Consider the following 13196-nt stretch of genomic DNA (forward strand, 5'->3'; position numbering starts at 1 on the left):
GGGGGGAGGCCCCCCGCCGGTATGGGTGACGTCACTTCACGGAACCCGCCATCACGCCCTGCACGAAGTGCCGCTGGAAGGCGAAGAACACCACCACCGGCACGATCAGGGAGAGGAAGGCGCCCGGCGCCAGGACGTCGATGTTGCTGCCGAACTGCCGCACCTGCGACTGGAGTTCCACCGTCAGGGGCTGCGAGGAGCTGTCGGCGAAGAGCAGCGCCACCAGCATGTCGTTCCACACCCACAGGAACTGGAAGATCGCCAGGCTCGCGATCGCCGGCCGGCCCACCGGCAGCACCAGCCGGGTGAAGATCCGCCATTCGCCGCCCCCGTCCATGCGTGCCGCCTCCAGCATCTCGCGCGGGATGTCCGCGAAGTAGTTGCGGAGCAGGAACACGGCGAACGGCAGCCCGTACGCGACGTGGAACAGCACCACGCCCGGGATCGTGCCGAACAGGCCCAGCTGCCCGAAGAGCTTGGCCACCGGCAGCAGACCCACCTGCACCGGCACCACCAGCAGCGCCACCACCGCCAGGAAGATCCAGTCCCGGCCGGGGAACTCCAGCCAGGCGAAGGCGTATCCGGCGAGTGCCGCGAGCACCACGACGAGCACGGTCGTCGGCACCGAGATCAGCACGGTGTTCCAGAACGCCCGGGTGATGCCCGCGTTGCCCAGCAGTGCCGTGTAGTTGTCGAGGGACAACTGGCCGGGGCCGGTCAGCGCGGTCCACCAGCCGCTCGCCGCGTTGTCGTTGGCCGAGCGCAGCGAGGACAGCAGCAGTCCCGCCACCGGGGTGATCCAGACGAGGCCGACCACCGCCAGGAACGCCTGGACCAGGCCGTTGCCCAGCCAGCGGCGGAGCCTGCCGCCCCGCGGCCGGGTGGGAACGGGCCGGGCGGGCGGGGGCGGGGCGGACGGCTGCGACGGGGGAGGAGCGGTGACGGTCGCGCTCATGACTGGCTCCTGCGGAAGCGGCGGACGTTGAAGACCATGGCGGGGATCACCAGCAGCAGGAGCAGCACACCGAGCGCGCTGCCCAGCCCCTGGTTGTTGCCGCCGCCGAAGGACACGAGCCACATCTGGGTGGCGAGGACCGTGGCGTCCTCCTGCACCGGGCCCGGCGCGATGATGTAGATCAGGTCGAAGACCTTCATCACGTTGATCACCAGCGTGACGAAGACGACCGTCAGCACGGGCGCCAGCAGCGGCACGGTGATCCGGCGGAACACCTGCCACTCGCTCGCCCCGTCCATCCGGGCCGCCTCCAGGGCGTCACGCGGCAGCGACGACAGGCCGGCACCGATCAGCACCATGGCGAAGCCGGTCCAGATCCACAGGTAGGCGCCGATGATCGCCGGAGTGACGAGCGCGGGCCCCAGCCAGGAGACGCCCTCGTAGGGCGGCGCGAAGTTCGCCGCGGGCAGTTTCACCGTGTACGTGCCGTCGGCGAGACCCGCGAAGCGGAACGAGCCGTCCGCCGCCGTCGTCGCCGTGGCGACCGTCCCGCCGTCCCGTACCGCCTCGACCGCCATGCCCGGCAGGCCGCGCTCGGCCGCGTCGATCACGCCCGGCCGCCCCCCGCCGCCGGGGGTGAAGTCCAGGTAGACGACACCGCGCACCTCGTCCGCGGCGGCCTTGGCCGACGACGCCGGCTTCGCCTCCGCGGGCATCTCCTTGGGCGGTACGCCCACCAGGCCGAGGGTCACGGCACTGCCCGGCGAAACGGCCTCGGCCGTGCCGTACGACCCGTCCGGGGCCTTCCGCAGCCCCTGGTCCTCCCGGGGGCGGGCGGTCGGGTACGAGGAGCCGTCCTCGAAGACGTCGTGCACGCCGACCACCGCCGCGTTGAGCACGCCCTTGTCGGGGTCCTCCTCGTAGGCGAGCCGGAAGATGATGCCCGCGGCGAGGAAGGAGACGGCCATCGGCATGAAGAGCAGCAGCTTGAACGCGGTGGCCCAGCGGACCTTCTCCACCAGCACCGCGAGGATCAGCCCGAGCCCGGTGAGCAGCGTCGGGGCGACCACCACCCAGATGGCGCTGTTGCGGATGGCGGTCAGGGTGGCGGGGTCGCGGAACATCTCCGCGTAGTTCTCCCCGCCGACGAACCGCGTCCCGGCCGCGTCGAAGAAGCTCCGGCCGACCGAGAACAGGACCGGGTAGACGACCAGCGCGCCGAGGAGCAGCAGCGCCGGCAGGACGAAGGCGACGGCGATGGCCCGCCGGCGGCGCTGGGCGCGCCGCCGGGGACCCGCGGCCCCCACGGAGGTGGTGAGGGTGGTCATGTCGTCAGCCCTTGTACGCCTTGGCCGCCGCGGCTTCGAGCGCCGCCGCGGTCGCCGCCGGGTCCGACGGGTCGCGCAGGAAGTCCTGGAGCAGCTTCCACTCGCCCACGCCCTTGGTGCCGCCGAAGGAGGCCGGTGCCTGGTCCGACATGTCGAAGCGCACGGTGTCCCCGGCGTCGATCAGCGACTTGGCCGTCTCGCGTGCGGTGTCGTCACCGTACGAGGCGAGGTCCAGCTTCTTGTTGGGGGAGAGGAACCCGCCCGCCTCCGCCCACACGGCCGCCGCCTCGGGGGTGGCCAGGTACTCCAGGAACGCCGTCGCGGCCTTGCTGTTCTTGCCGTCCTTCAGGACGACGGCCGCGTCACCGCCGCTGACCACCGGTGCCTTGCCGCCGGTGACGGCGGGGAAGGGGAAGAAGGTGGCGTCCTGGCCGATCTTCTTGCCGAACTGGTCCTTGGCGATGCCGGCGACGAAGTCGCCCTCGTACACCATTCCGGCCTCCGGCTCGGGGCCGAACACCTTCTCCACGGAGCCCGGGAAGTCGGTGCTCAGCGCGCCCTTCTGGCCGCCCGCGATCAGCTTCTTGTCGGAGAACAGCGTGCCGAGGGTGGTCAGGGCCTTCACCACGGTGGGGTCGGTCCACGCGATCTCGTGCTTGGCGAGCTGGTCGTACTTCTCGGGACCGGCCTGGGAGAGGTAGATGTTCTCGAACCAGTCGGTGAGCGTCCAGCCGTCCTCACCTGCGACGGCGAAGGCCGGCAGGCCCGAGTCGGACACGGCCTGGCCGCTCTTGAGCATCTCCTCGTACGTCTTCGGCGGCTTGACGCCCGCCTGCTCGAACGCCTCGGGGCTGTACCAGACGGTCGACTTGTGGGCGGCCTTGAAGTACAGGCCGTACAGCTTGCCGTCGACCGAGCCGTAGTCCTTCCACACCGGCGCGTAGTTGGCGTCGACGGCGCTCACGGTCTTGCCGGAGAGCGGGCTGAGCCAGCCCTTCTTCGCGAACTGCTGGAGCACGCCGACCTGGGGGACCATCACCACGTCGGGGGCGTTGCCGCCCTCGATCTTGCTGCCGACGACCGTGGAGACGTTGTCCCCGGTCGAGGTGAAGCGGGTCTTGGCGCCGGTCTTCTCGGTGAAGGCGTCCAGCACCTTCTGGAAGTTCTTCTGCTCGGCACCGGACCACACACCGGCCACGTCGAGCGTCTGGCCGCTGAGTTCCTTCGCTCCGCCGCCCGCGCTCACCGGGCCGCCGCCGCAGGCGGTCGCCCCCAGCGCCAGGGTCAGCGCCGAACAGCACGCCATCGCCATCCGTCGTCGCGTCATCATCGTGATACCTCCGAGGTGGTGTGGTCACCGGTCCACCAGGCGGCGGTGGATCCGGGCAGTACGCCGGCCGGGCAAGGGCCGCTGGACAGCAGGGGAGCGCCGGAGACCGGTGCGGGCACCGGGTCGGCGGTGAAGTTGACGGCGCAGACGAGGCCCTCGCCGCGCTCGAAGGCCAGGACACCGGGCGGTGACTCCAGCCAGCGCAGGGTGCCCTCGCCCAGCTGCGGCAGTCCGTGCCGCAGCTGAAGACCGTCGCGGTACAGGTGCCAGAACGAGCGCGTGTCGGCGAGCGCCCGGTCGGTGGCGTGCTCGGCGAACCAGCCGGGCTGCGGCAGCCACGGCTTGGCGCTCTCGGCGCCGGTGCTGAAGCCGAACGGCGAGGCGTGCCCCGACCACGGCAGCGGCACGCGGCAGCCGTCACGGATCCGGGCCCGGCTGCCGGTGCGCCGGAAGATCGGGTCGGTGAGCACCTCGTCCGGCAGGTCCACGACCTCCGGCAGGCCCAGCTCCTCGCCCTGGTAGATGTAGGCGGCGCCGGGCAGGGCCAGCATCAGCAGCGCCGCGGCCCGGGCCCGCGCGGCGCCGAGGCCGCTGCCCTCGGTGCCGGACTCGCCGTAGCGGGTCACCGTGCGCACCTGGTCGTGGTTGTTGAGCACCCAGGTGACGGTGGAGCCGGTGCCGGCGATGTCCCGGATCGCCTCGTCGATCACCGTGCGGAAGGTGTCGGCGTTCCAGGGGGCGCTCAGCAGGTCGAAGAAGAACGCCTGGTGCAGTTCGTCGGGGCGGACGTACTTGGCGTGCTCGCGGGCGGTCGGTACGGAGACCTCGCCGACGAGCAGCCGCTCGCGGCCGTCGCGGGCCGTGTACTCCTCGCACACCGCGCGCCAGTGGCGCCACACGTCGTGCACCTCGGGCTGGTTCCAGGCGAGCGGGTTGACCGAGTCGCGGGTGCGGGCGTCGGCCTCGGGGTCGGGGGAGTCCGGCAGGTCGGGGTGCTTGTACAGGCCGGCGGCCACGTCGATGCGGAAGCCGTCCACCCCCCGGTCCAGCCAGAAGCGCAGCACGTGGTCGAAGTGGGCGGCCACCTCGGGGTTGCGCCAGTTCAGGTCCGGCTGCTCGGGCGTGAACATGTGCAGGTACCACTGGCCGGGAGTGCCGTCCGGCTCGGTGACCCGGCTCCAGGCGGGGCCGCCGAACATCGCGTGCCAGTTGTTGGGCGGCACGTCCCCGCCGGGGCCCCGGCCCTCGGCGAAGTGGAACCGGGCGCGGGCCTCGCTGCCGGGGGCGGAGGTGAGTGCCTCGCGGAACCAGGCGTGCTCGCTGGAGCAGTGGTTGGGGACGATGTCCAGCAGCACCTTGACGCCGAGCCGGTGTGCGTCGGCCACCAGCCGGCCGAACTCGTCGAGGTCGCCGAAGACGGGGTCCACGTCGCAGTAGTCGGCGACGTCGTACCCGTGGTCGGCCTGCGGCGACGGGTAGAACGGGCTCAGCCAGATCCCGTCGACGCCCAGCTTCTTGAGGTACGGAAGCCCGGCGCGGACTCCGGCGAGGTCGCCGATGCCGTCACCGGTGCTGTCCAGGAAGCTGCGGACGTACACCTGGTAGATCACCGCGTCGCGCCACCAGGGGTGGGCGGACCGGTGCGTGAGGTGCTGCGAGAGGCCGTCGTCGGCCGGAGCTGTGAGCATCACCCGTTGACCTGTTTCTTCGTGAAGGGGTGCGCGCCATCCAGAGCGGGTAGCGGTTATGCATGCATGTTAAGTAGGCGTGACGAGAGGGTGTCAACGCTGCTGCACGAAGTCAGCGCAAGGTGGGGGTGAATGTCCCGTTATGCCCAGGGAGTCGTTAGCCTGCGGTTACCTAACAGGTAACTAGGCGAGGGGGTGCGGAAGTGTCGCGGTCAGCGGCGGCGGGCGATGGCCGCGAGCTCGTCCGCCAGCCGGCGCACGGCCGCCTCGGGCGTCTGCCGCTGCGCCATCGCGTCGTGGACCACGGCCTGCACGGCCAGGCTGACCTGCTCGTAATGCGGGCTCTTGGGGCGCGGGGCGGCCGCCAGCACGCTGGCCCGGAGCGCGGGGAGGTAGGGGAACCGCCGCACCAGCGACGCGTCCCCGTACAGGGCGGCGCGCACCGGCGGCAGGGCGCCCTCGGTCAGCACGCGGCGCTGCACCCGTTCACTCGTGAGGTACGCGATGAGGTCGCGCGCCGACTCCGGGTGCCGCGCATGGCTGCTCACCGCCAGGTTCGACCCGCCCAGCACGCTCGTGCCCGGCCCGTCGGGCCCCGGCAGCGGCACCGCGCCGAACCTGCCCGCCACCCGCGAACCGGAGCCGGACGCGCCGGCCCAGGCGTACGGCCAGTTGCGCAGGAACAGCAGCCTGCCCTCCTGGAACGCCCGCCGGGACTCCTCCTCCGTGTACGTCAGGGCCTCCCGGGGGATCCAGCCGTCCCGCACACCGCGCGCCAGGAACGCGATCCCCTCCCGCGCGCCCGCGGAGTCCACCGTGACCCGCTCGCCCTCGTCGCCGAGGATGGTGCCGCCCGCCGAGTACACCGCCTCCGCGGCGTTCACCGTCAGCCCCTCGTACGGCAGGAACTGCCCCGCGTACCCGTCGAGGCCGTTCGCCGGCGCCAGGGTCCGCGCCTGCCGCTCCAGCTCCGCCCACGTCCGGGGCGGACGCTCGCCCGCGCGGTCGAGGACGTCCTTGCGGTAGAAGAGCATCCCGGCGTTGGTGACGTAGGGAACGGCGTACAGCCGCCCGTCGTAGGTCGCCGTGTCCACGACCGGGGGCAGGAAGCTCTTCAGCGGGAACCGCCCGCGGTCCACGGGCGCGATCCACCCCGCGGCGGCGAACTCCGACGTCCACGCCACGTCGATGTTGAGGACGTCGAACCGGCCGGCCCCCGACCGCAGGTCAGTGATCATCTGGGACCGGGTCTCGTCCGCCGAGTCCGGCAGTTCGACCAGCGTCACGCGCTCGTCGGGGTGCGACCGGTTCCAGCCCTCCAGCACCCGGCCCAGGTATCCGGTGAGGTCCCCGGCCGTGGCCAGGGTCATCGGGCCCCGCCCCCCGGCGTCGGGCGCCCGGCCCTGCGGGGCGGCGCCGGAAGCCGCGTACCCGGTCAAAATGACCATGAGGACGAGGAGACCCCTACCCGCGGCACGTATCCACCGCATAGGTTTCCTCCCTGAGCACCCGGCGCAGGACGTCGGCGTCCGCGTCTCGGGCATGTATACCCGTTAGGCATGGGCGATACTAGAGCCCACATCACACCGGGAGCACGCGGAGGAGGACAGCACGGGTGCGCCTTCCCCTCCTCGCCCTCCTGGCCCGGGGCCCCGCCCACGGCTACGAACTCAAGCAGGACCTTGAGCAACTGCTGGGCGCCGCGTACCCTCCCACCAACGTCGGCCAGATCTACGTGACGCTCGGCCGGCTGGAGAAGTCCGGACTCATCGAGGGCGAGGAGATCGCCCAGGAGAGCCGGCCCAACAAGAAGATCTACCGCCTCACCGACGCCGGGCAGGAAGCACTGCGCGCCTGGTTCGAGGAGACGGCCGACGAACCGAGGGTCCGGGACGAGTTCTTCATGAAACTCGCCCTCGCCCCCCGAACCGGGCTCGCCGACCAGATCGCCCTCATCAACAGACAGCGACGCGAGTACCTCAACACCATGCGCAACCTCTCCAAGCTGGCCGCGACCGAAGACCGGGACAACCGCATATCGCACCTGCTGATCGAGGGCGCCATGCTCCACCTCCAGGCCGACCTCGACTGGCTGGAGCGCTGCCAGGAGGAACTGGAGGACCTGCGATGACGGACACCTCCGCGATATCCGCCGCACCGCTGCTGCGCGCCGAGGGACTGGTCAAGACCCACCACGGCGAAGGCGCCCCCGCCCACGCCGTCCGCGGGGTCGACCTGTCCGTGCGGCACGGCGAGTTCGTCGCCGTCACCGGCCCCTCCGGCGCCGGGAAGTCCACCCTGCTGCACCTGCTCGGCGGGCTCCAGCGCCCCGACAGCGGCTCCCTCTGGCTCGACGGCGAGCGCACCGACGGCTACAGCGAGGCGCGGTGGGCCGTGGAACGGCGCCGCCGCATCGGCATCGTCTTCCAGTTCTTCAACCTCGTCTCCAACCTCACCGTCGCCGACAACGTCGAACTGCCCGCCCTCCTCGCCGGCACCTCCGCCCGCCAGGCCCGCGCCGAGCGCGAGAAGCTCCTCGCCGAGCTGGGCCTGGAGGGCAAGGCCCGCAGCATGCCCGGCGAGCTCTCCGGCGGCGAGCAGCAGCGCGTCGCCCTCGCCCGCGCCCTGGTCAACCAGCCCCGCCTGCTCCTCGCCGACGAACCGGCCGGCAGCCTGGACAGCAAGGGCACCCGCGAGGTCATGCGGCTGCTCGGCCGCTTCCACCAGCGCGGGCAGACCATCGTCCTCGTCACCCACGACGCCCGCCTCGCCAGCGCCGCGGACCGGGTGATCAGCTTCTACGACGGCCGGATCGCCGACGACGCCGACCTCGCCGCCGCACCGCCGCGCCGCACCGGCCCGGCCGGTGTCATCGCCCTGAACGACCTGAGGGACTGACCGGCTGTGCGGGCCATGCTGCGCTGGGCGCACGCCGATCTGCGGACCCACCGGGGCGAGGCGCTGTTCCTCGTCGCCGCCACCGCCGGGATCGTCGCGTCGCTGCTGCTCGCCAGCGCGCTCTTCGGATACGCCACCAACCCCTGGCAGCGGGTGTTCACCCAGTCCCGGGGCGCCCACGTGTGGATCCACACCGGCCCCGCCGCCGACACCGGCCGGCTCGCCGCCCTCGACGGCGTCGACGCCGTGTCCGGCCCCTACCGCACCGCCACCACCACCGTCGCCTCGCGCGGCGCCCGCGCGGGCGTGGAGGTACGCGCCACTGACGGCGGCCCGCCCCCGACCGGCCGCCCGCTGATCACGTCCGGCCGCTGGCTCGACCCGGCCGCGCCCGACGGGGTCGTCCTCGAAGCGGGACTCGCCCGCGCCCTGTGGGCCGAGCCCGGCGACCGGCTCACCCTCGCGGGCCGCACCCTGACCGTCCTGGGCGTCGCCGAGACCGCGGAGCGCCGCTACCGGCCCGGGGAACGGCCCGGCACCATCTGGGCCCTGCCCCGGGCCGTGCCCGCGGACCGCACCGCCGGCCAGGTCGTCGGACTGCGGCTCGCCGACCCCGACGACACCGACTACACGGTCCAGCGCGCGGTCACCACGCTCGGCGCGGGCGCCGTCAGCGACGTCTCCACCTGGCAGCAGGCCCGTGCCGAGGCGCAGGACGACACCCGGCTGCTCGGCCAGGTCCTCGGCCTCTTCGGCCTCGGCGCGCTCATCGCCGCCGCCCTCGCGGTCTTCGGCGCCATCGCCACCCGGGTGCGCGGCCACCTCCGGGACATCTCCGTCCTCAAGGCCGTCGGCTTCACGCCCGGCCAGGTGGTACGGATCTTCCTCGTCCAGCACCTGGCGTTCGCCGTCCTCGGCGCCGCCCTGGCCGCCTCGCTGGTACGGATCCTCGGCGCCCGCCTGCCGGGCCGGCTCGGCGACGCCGTCCAGGTGTGGCAGGGGCTCCCGGGCCACCTCCCGGCGCTCCTGCTCGTCCCGGCCGGCGCCGTCCTGTTCATCGGCGCGGCGACCTGTCTGGCCGCCTGGCGGGCGGGGCGCGTCCCCCCGGTGCCGGTGCTGCCCGCCGGCGCGGCCCCGGGCGCCGGACTGTCCGGCGCGGCGCGCGGGGCGCTCGGGCTGCGGGTGCCGCCCGCGCTGGTCCTCGGCTGGCACCGGGCCTTCGGGCGCGGGCGGCGCGCCCCGGCCACCATCGTGCGCCTCGCCCTGCCCCTGCTGCTGATCACCGTGGCGCTCGGCGCGTGGACGACCATCGAGCGGTTCGACAGCCGCCCCGAGCAGGTCGGCCTCGCCGCCGCGCTCACCGCCCGACCCGACGGCACCCTCACCGACGCCGGCGCCGCCGCGCTGCTCCGCGCCAACCGGCAGGTCACCGCCGCCCACCCGGGCCTGGAGGTCGCGGCCCTGGTGCCCGGCCAGACCGGCACCATCGCGCTGCGCGGCGTCGGCACCCGCGAGCGGCCCTACCCGTACTCCATCGCCGAGGGCCGCCCCGCCCACGGGCCCGACGAGGCCGTCGCGGGGCAGGGCCTGCTCGACCTGCTCGACGCCCGCGTCGGCGACTGGGTGCGGCTGACCGTGGCCGGCCACCCGCAGGTGCTGCACATCGTCGGCCGGAGCATCGAACCGGAGAACGGCGGCCGGGTCGTCTCCACCTCGCTCGACACCCTCCGCGAGAACGACCCCGGGCTGCGCCCGAGCCTCTACCGGCTCCAGCTGCGCCCCGGCGCGGACCCCCGCGCGGTGAGCGCAGACCTCGCCGAGGCCTCCTCCGGGCGGCTGGACGTCCGTGAGGTCACCAGCCCCGCCGACCGCCTCTCCGCGCTGCGCGGTGTCGTCGCCGGACTGATCGCCGTCCTCGCCCTCATCGGCCTCACCGAACTGTCCACCGCCATCGGCGGCACCATCCGCGACGGCGAACGCGACCTGCTCGCCTGGAAGGCGATCGGCCTGACACCGCGCCAGATCACCACCGTCACGCTCACCGCGGTCGGCTGCACCGCCCTGGCCGCCGCGCTCCTCGGCACGGCCCTCGGTGTCCCGTTCGCCCACTGGCTGATCGACCACGAGGCCCACGCCACCGGCATCGGCGCGGGCATCGCCCACGCCCCGCCCCCGCTCCAGCTGCTGGCCCTCGCCGCCGCGGCCGTCGCCGGTGCGGTCGCCCTCGCCGCCCTCCCGGCCGCCCGCGCCACCCGCCACCGCCTCGCGGACACCCTCAGCGCGGTGGCCTGACCGGCGACCCGCTCCGGCCGTCCCCGCCGGCGCGTCCGACCGGCGGGCCCACCGGGCGCACCCGCCCGGCCGCCCGCGCGGCGCGGTAGCCGCGCGGGCGGGGAGGGCGTCAGCCGTTGACGAAGTCGCGGACCTGTCCGTACACCACCGGGTCGGAGCCCAGGGCGCTGTGGCCGAGGCAGGCGGTGCGGGTGTTGGCCGCGCCGGTCAGGGCGACGGTGCTGTCCGGGTTGATGAAGGTGTCGCAGGGCGACCACCACGTGGCGTGGCGGGTGCCCTCGGGGGTCTCGTCGCCGGAGTTGAGCGCGGTGAGGAAGGCCGAGCCGATCCGCATCTCCGTGCACGAGGTGTCGTAGCAGGCTTCGGCGGCGTCGGTGCCGTGGTTGGGGCCGCCCAGGGAGACCCAGGCGTCGGTCCTCCCGCTGCCGCCGAGGGTCTTGGTGTAGTGGCGGCTGGACAGGCCGCCCATGGAGTGGGTGACGATGTCGACCCGGGCGGCGCCGGTCTCCGCGAGGAGCCGGTCGACCTCCGCGGCGACTCCCTGTGCCGTGGTGGCATTGGACTGGCGCCAGTCGTAACTCCACTGGCGCAGGTGCGTCGACGGCCAGCCGTCGGCGCGGAATCTGTCGGCCATGGTGTTCCAGTACGAGCCGTTGGAACTGTATCCGTGGACGAAAAGGATGGGATTACTGCCCGGACGGAATGCGGACGCCTGGGTGGCGGCGTCTGCCGGGGCGGTGGTGACCGGCCCGAGCAGGGCGCTCACCATGGCGACGACGAGCAGGTGCTTTCTCATGACCTACCTCGGTGAAGGGGCGCGTGGGGGGCGCGAGAGGAGGTTACTGACGGGTAGACGGGGGAAGTCAATGCCCGTGCACACGAAAGTGCCGAATCGTTGCGCCATCAATTCCGCTCCATTCCGTAGCGTTATTCGGAGCCGAAAGGAATTCACTCCGCCGTGCCCCGGCAGCAGAAAGGCGCCGGCCCCCCGCGGGGGACCGGCGCCGACGGCGGGCGGTACGCGTCAGGCGGGCAGCCGCGCCTCGATCGCCGCGACCAGCTCGGCCGCCTCCGGCTCCGTCCCCGGGCGGAAGCGGGTGACCCCGCCACCGGGGGCGATCAGGAACTTCTCGAAGTTCCACTGGACGTCCCCGGACTCGCCGTCCACGTCCTCGGTCCTCGTCAGCTCCACGTACAGCGGGTGCCGGTCAGGGCCGTTGACGTCCGTCTTCTCCAGCATCGGGAACGTCACGCCGTACGTGGCCGAGCAGAACGTGCCGATCTCCTCGGCCGTGCCCGGCTCCTGGCCGCCGAACTGGTTGCACGGCACTCCGAGCACGGTGAAGCCCCGGTCGCCGTACGTCTTCTGGAGCCGCTCCAGCCCCTCGTACTGCGGCGTGAGCCCGCACTTCGAGGCGACGTTGACCACCAGGACGACCTTGTCCCCGTACGCGGCCAGGGTCGTCGGGTCACCGGACAGGGTGCGCAGCGGGATGTCGTACAGGGACATGCGGGAACTCCTCCTCGAAGGGCGCGGCCGACGGCCACTGACAACAGGGTCGATCAAAACATGCTCCGCCTGGTAGACAGGCGGGTGTGCACCAGGAACAGCCTCCGCTGGAGACCGAACCCGTCGCCGCCGGCCCGCGACCGGTGCGGTGCCGGCTGTGCGGGCGGCCGCTGACCGGCGCCGCCTCCCGGCGCAGCGGCCTGGGGCCCGCCTGCGACGCCAAGCTCCACCCGGCCGGTCCCGACATCAGGACGCGGCGCCACGAGGTGGAGCAGGACGCGCTGCCGGGCCTCTAGGCCGGGCGCACCGGCGCGCACCGGGCCTCAGAGACGGCGGAACAGGCCCTCCTGCACCACCGACACCAGCAGCCGACCCTCACGGTCGTAGATCCGGCCGCGCGCCAGTCCCCGGCCGCCCGTCGCGATCGGGGACTCCTGGTCGTACAGGAACCACTCGTCGGTGCGGAACGGCCGGTGGAACCACATCGCGTGGTCCAGCGACGCCATGTCGAACCCGCGCGGGCCCCACAGCGGCTCGACCGGGATGCGGACCGCGTCGAGCAGGGTCATGTCGGAGGCGTACGTCAGCGCGCAGGTGTGCACCAGCGGGTCGTCGCCCAGCGGGCCGACCGCGCGCATCCACACCGCGCTGCGCGGGTCCGCCTCCTTGACCTCCTCGGCCGTCCAGCGCAGCCGGTCGACGTAGCGGATGTCGAACGGCTGGCGCCGCGCCATCCGCTCCAGCGCCTCCGGGAGCGCGCCCAGGTGCTCGCGGATCTCGTCGGTCACCGACGGCAGGTCCTCCGGCGGCGGGAAGTCCAGGCGCGGCGGCAGCTGGTGCTCGAAGCCCGCCTCCTCCGGCTGGTGGAAGGACGCCGTGAGGTTGAAGATCGTCTTCCCGCGCTGGATCGCGGTCACCCTGCGGGTGGTGAACGACCGCCCGTCCCGCACCCGCTCCACCTGGTACACGATCGGCAGGCCGGGGATCCCGGGCCGGAGGAAGTACGCGTGCAGCGAGTGGACCGGGCGGTCGCCCCCGGTGGTGCGGCCGGCGGCCACCAGCGCCTGGCCGGCGACCTGCCCGCCGAAGACCCGTTGCAGGGACTCCTCGGGGCTGGCGCCGCGGAAGATGTCGACCTCGATCTGCTCCAGGTCGAGCAGGTCGACGAGTCTCTCGGCGGGGTTGGTCATCCACG

General features: G+C 73.1%; 12 protein-coding genes. 4 read left to right on the forward strand and 8 right to left on the reverse strand.

The annotated features are described in order from the left end of the window. Positions 1-31: 31 nt before the first annotated feature. From A4V12_RS00515 to A4V12_RS00535, 5 genes are all read right to left on the reverse strand, one after another. Positions 32-955, reverse strand: coding sequence for a carbohydrate ABC transporter permease (locus tag A4V12_RS00515; RefSeq protein ID WP_234372022.1), 924 nt, complete (start codon positions 953-955; stop codon positions 32-34). Then, positions 952-2283, reverse strand: a complete 1332-nt coding sequence (locus tag A4V12_RS00520; RefSeq protein ID WP_064067140.1) for an ABC transporter permease subunit — start codon at positions 2281-2283, stop codon at positions 952-954. Before A4V12_RS00520 ends, A4V12_RS00515 begins: the two co-directional genes overlap by 4 nt. A 4-nt stretch (positions 2284-2287) precedes the next feature. After that, positions 2288-3613, reverse strand: a complete 1326-nt coding sequence (locus A4V12_RS00525) for an ABC transporter substrate-binding protein (protein WP_064067141.1) — start codon at positions 3611-3613, stop codon at positions 2288-2290. Beyond that, positions 3610-5301, reverse strand: a complete 1692-nt coding sequence (locus A4V12_RS00530; RefSeq protein ID WP_064067142.1) for a glycoside hydrolase family 13 protein — start codon at positions 5299-5301, stop codon at positions 3610-3612. The genes A4V12_RS00525 and A4V12_RS00530 overlap by 4 nt, the downstream gene beginning before the upstream one ends. Before the next feature lie 212 nt (positions 5302-5513). Next, entirely contained in the window at positions 5514-6791 is a 1278-nt protein-coding gene (locus tag A4V12_RS00535; protein WP_064067143.1) for an ABC transporter substrate-binding protein, read from the reverse strand. A gap of 125 nt (positions 6792-6916) precedes the next feature. On the opposite strand from A4V12_RS00535, the gene A4V12_RS00540 reads away from it, so the two are divergent. Genes A4V12_RS00540 through A4V12_RS00550 form a run of 3 tightly spaced genes read left to right on the forward strand, consistent with a single transcriptional unit; the run spans position 6917 to position 10491 of the window. Then, positions 6917-7432 carry a PadR family transcriptional regulator gene (locus A4V12_RS00540; protein WP_064067144.1) on the forward strand — a complete coding sequence of 172 codons (516 nt, stop codon included), beginning with the start codon at positions 6917-6919 and terminating at the stop codon, positions 7430-7432. Then, positions 7429-8199, forward strand: a complete 771-nt coding sequence (locus A4V12_RS00545; RefSeq protein WP_064067145.1) for an ABC transporter ATP-binding protein — start codon at positions 7429-7431, stop codon at positions 8197-8199. Before A4V12_RS00540 ends, A4V12_RS00545 begins: the two co-directional genes overlap by 4 nt. A 6-nt stretch (positions 8200-8205) precedes the next feature. Further along, the gene (locus tag A4V12_RS00550; RefSeq protein WP_064067146.1) at positions 8206-10491 is read left to right on the forward strand and encodes an ABC transporter permease; all 2286 of its coding nucleotides are present in this window, start codon (positions 8206-8208) and stop codon (positions 10489-10491) included. Positions 10492-10600: 109 nt separating this feature from the next. On the opposite strand, the gene A4V12_RS00555 is transcribed toward A4V12_RS00550, so the two are convergent. Both A4V12_RS00555 and A4V12_RS00560 read right to left on the reverse strand, forming a co-directional pair. Next, positions 10601-11287 (reverse strand): esterase/lipase family protein, encoded by a 687-nt coding sequence (locus A4V12_RS00555; protein WP_064067147.1) that lies wholly within the window; start codon positions 11285-11287, stop codon positions 10601-10603. A gap of 228 nt (positions 11288-11515) precedes the next feature. After that, positions 11516-12001 (reverse strand): glutathione peroxidase, encoded by a 486-nt coding sequence (locus tag A4V12_RS00560; RefSeq protein WP_064067148.1) that lies wholly within the window; start codon positions 11999-12001, stop codon positions 11516-11518. Positions 12002-12087: 86 nt separating this feature from the next. Here A4V12_RS00560 and A4V12_RS00565 point away from each other — a divergent pair, with 86 nt between their 5' ends. Continuing rightward, positions 12088-12297: a DUF6011 domain-containing protein gene (locus tag A4V12_RS00565; protein ID WP_064067149.1), complete on the forward strand. Its 210-nt coding sequence runs from the start codon at positions 12088-12090 to the stop codon at positions 12295-12297. Between the two features lie 27 nt (positions 12298-12324). Here A4V12_RS00565 and A4V12_RS00570 read toward each other — a convergent pair whose 3' ends face one another. After that, entirely contained in the window at positions 12325-13191 is an 867-nt protein-coding gene (locus tag A4V12_RS00570; RefSeq protein ID WP_064067150.1) for an acyl-CoA thioesterase, read from the reverse strand. Between the last annotated feature and the right edge of the window lie 5 nt (positions 13192-13196).

The organism is Streptomyces noursei (assembly GCF_001646665.1).
GTDB classification, from domain to species: Bacteria; Actinomycetota; Actinomycetes; order Streptomycetales; family Streptomycetaceae; genus Streptomyces; species Streptomyces lavendulocolor.

What these genes read in the sequence shown, in the direction of transcription:
- A4V12_RS00515 (WP_234372022.1), bottom strand. Translation starts at nt 955, where the DNA reads ATGAGCGCGACCGTCACCGCTCCTCCCCCGTCGCAGCCGTCCGCCCCG.
- A4V12_RS00520 (WP_064067140.1), bottom strand. Translation starts at nt 2,283, where the DNA reads ATGACCACCCTCACCACCTCCGTGGGGGCCGCGGGTCCCCGGCGGCGC.
- A4V12_RS00525 (WP_064067141.1), bottom strand. Translation starts at nt 3,613, where the DNA reads ATGATGACGCGACGACGGATGGCGATGGCGTGCTGTTCGGCGCTGACC.
- A4V12_RS00530 (WP_064067142.1), bottom strand. Translation starts at nt 5,301, where the DNA reads ATGCTCACAGCTCCGGCCGACGACGGCCTCTCGCAGCACCTCACGCAC.
- A4V12_RS00535 (WP_064067143.1), bottom strand. Translation starts at nt 6,791, where the DNA reads ATGCGGTGGATACGTGCCGCGGGTAGGGGTCTCCTCGTCCTCATGGTC.
- A4V12_RS00545 (WP_064067145.1), top strand. Translation starts at nt 7,429, where the DNA reads ATGACGGACACCTCCGCGATATCCGCCGCACCGCTGCTGCGCGCCGAG.
- A4V12_RS00555 (WP_064067147.1), bottom strand. Translation starts at nt 11,287, where the DNA reads ATGAGAAAGCACCTGCTCGTCGTCGCCATGGTGAGCGCCCTGCTCGGG.
- A4V12_RS00560 (WP_064067148.1), bottom strand. Translation starts at nt 12,001, where the DNA reads ATGTCCCTGTACGACATCCCGCTGCGCACCCTGTCCGGTGACCCGACG.
- A4V12_RS00570 (WP_064067150.1), bottom strand. Translation starts at nt 13,191, where the DNA reads ATGACCAACCCCGCCGAGAGACTCGTCGACCTGCTCGACCTGGAGCAG.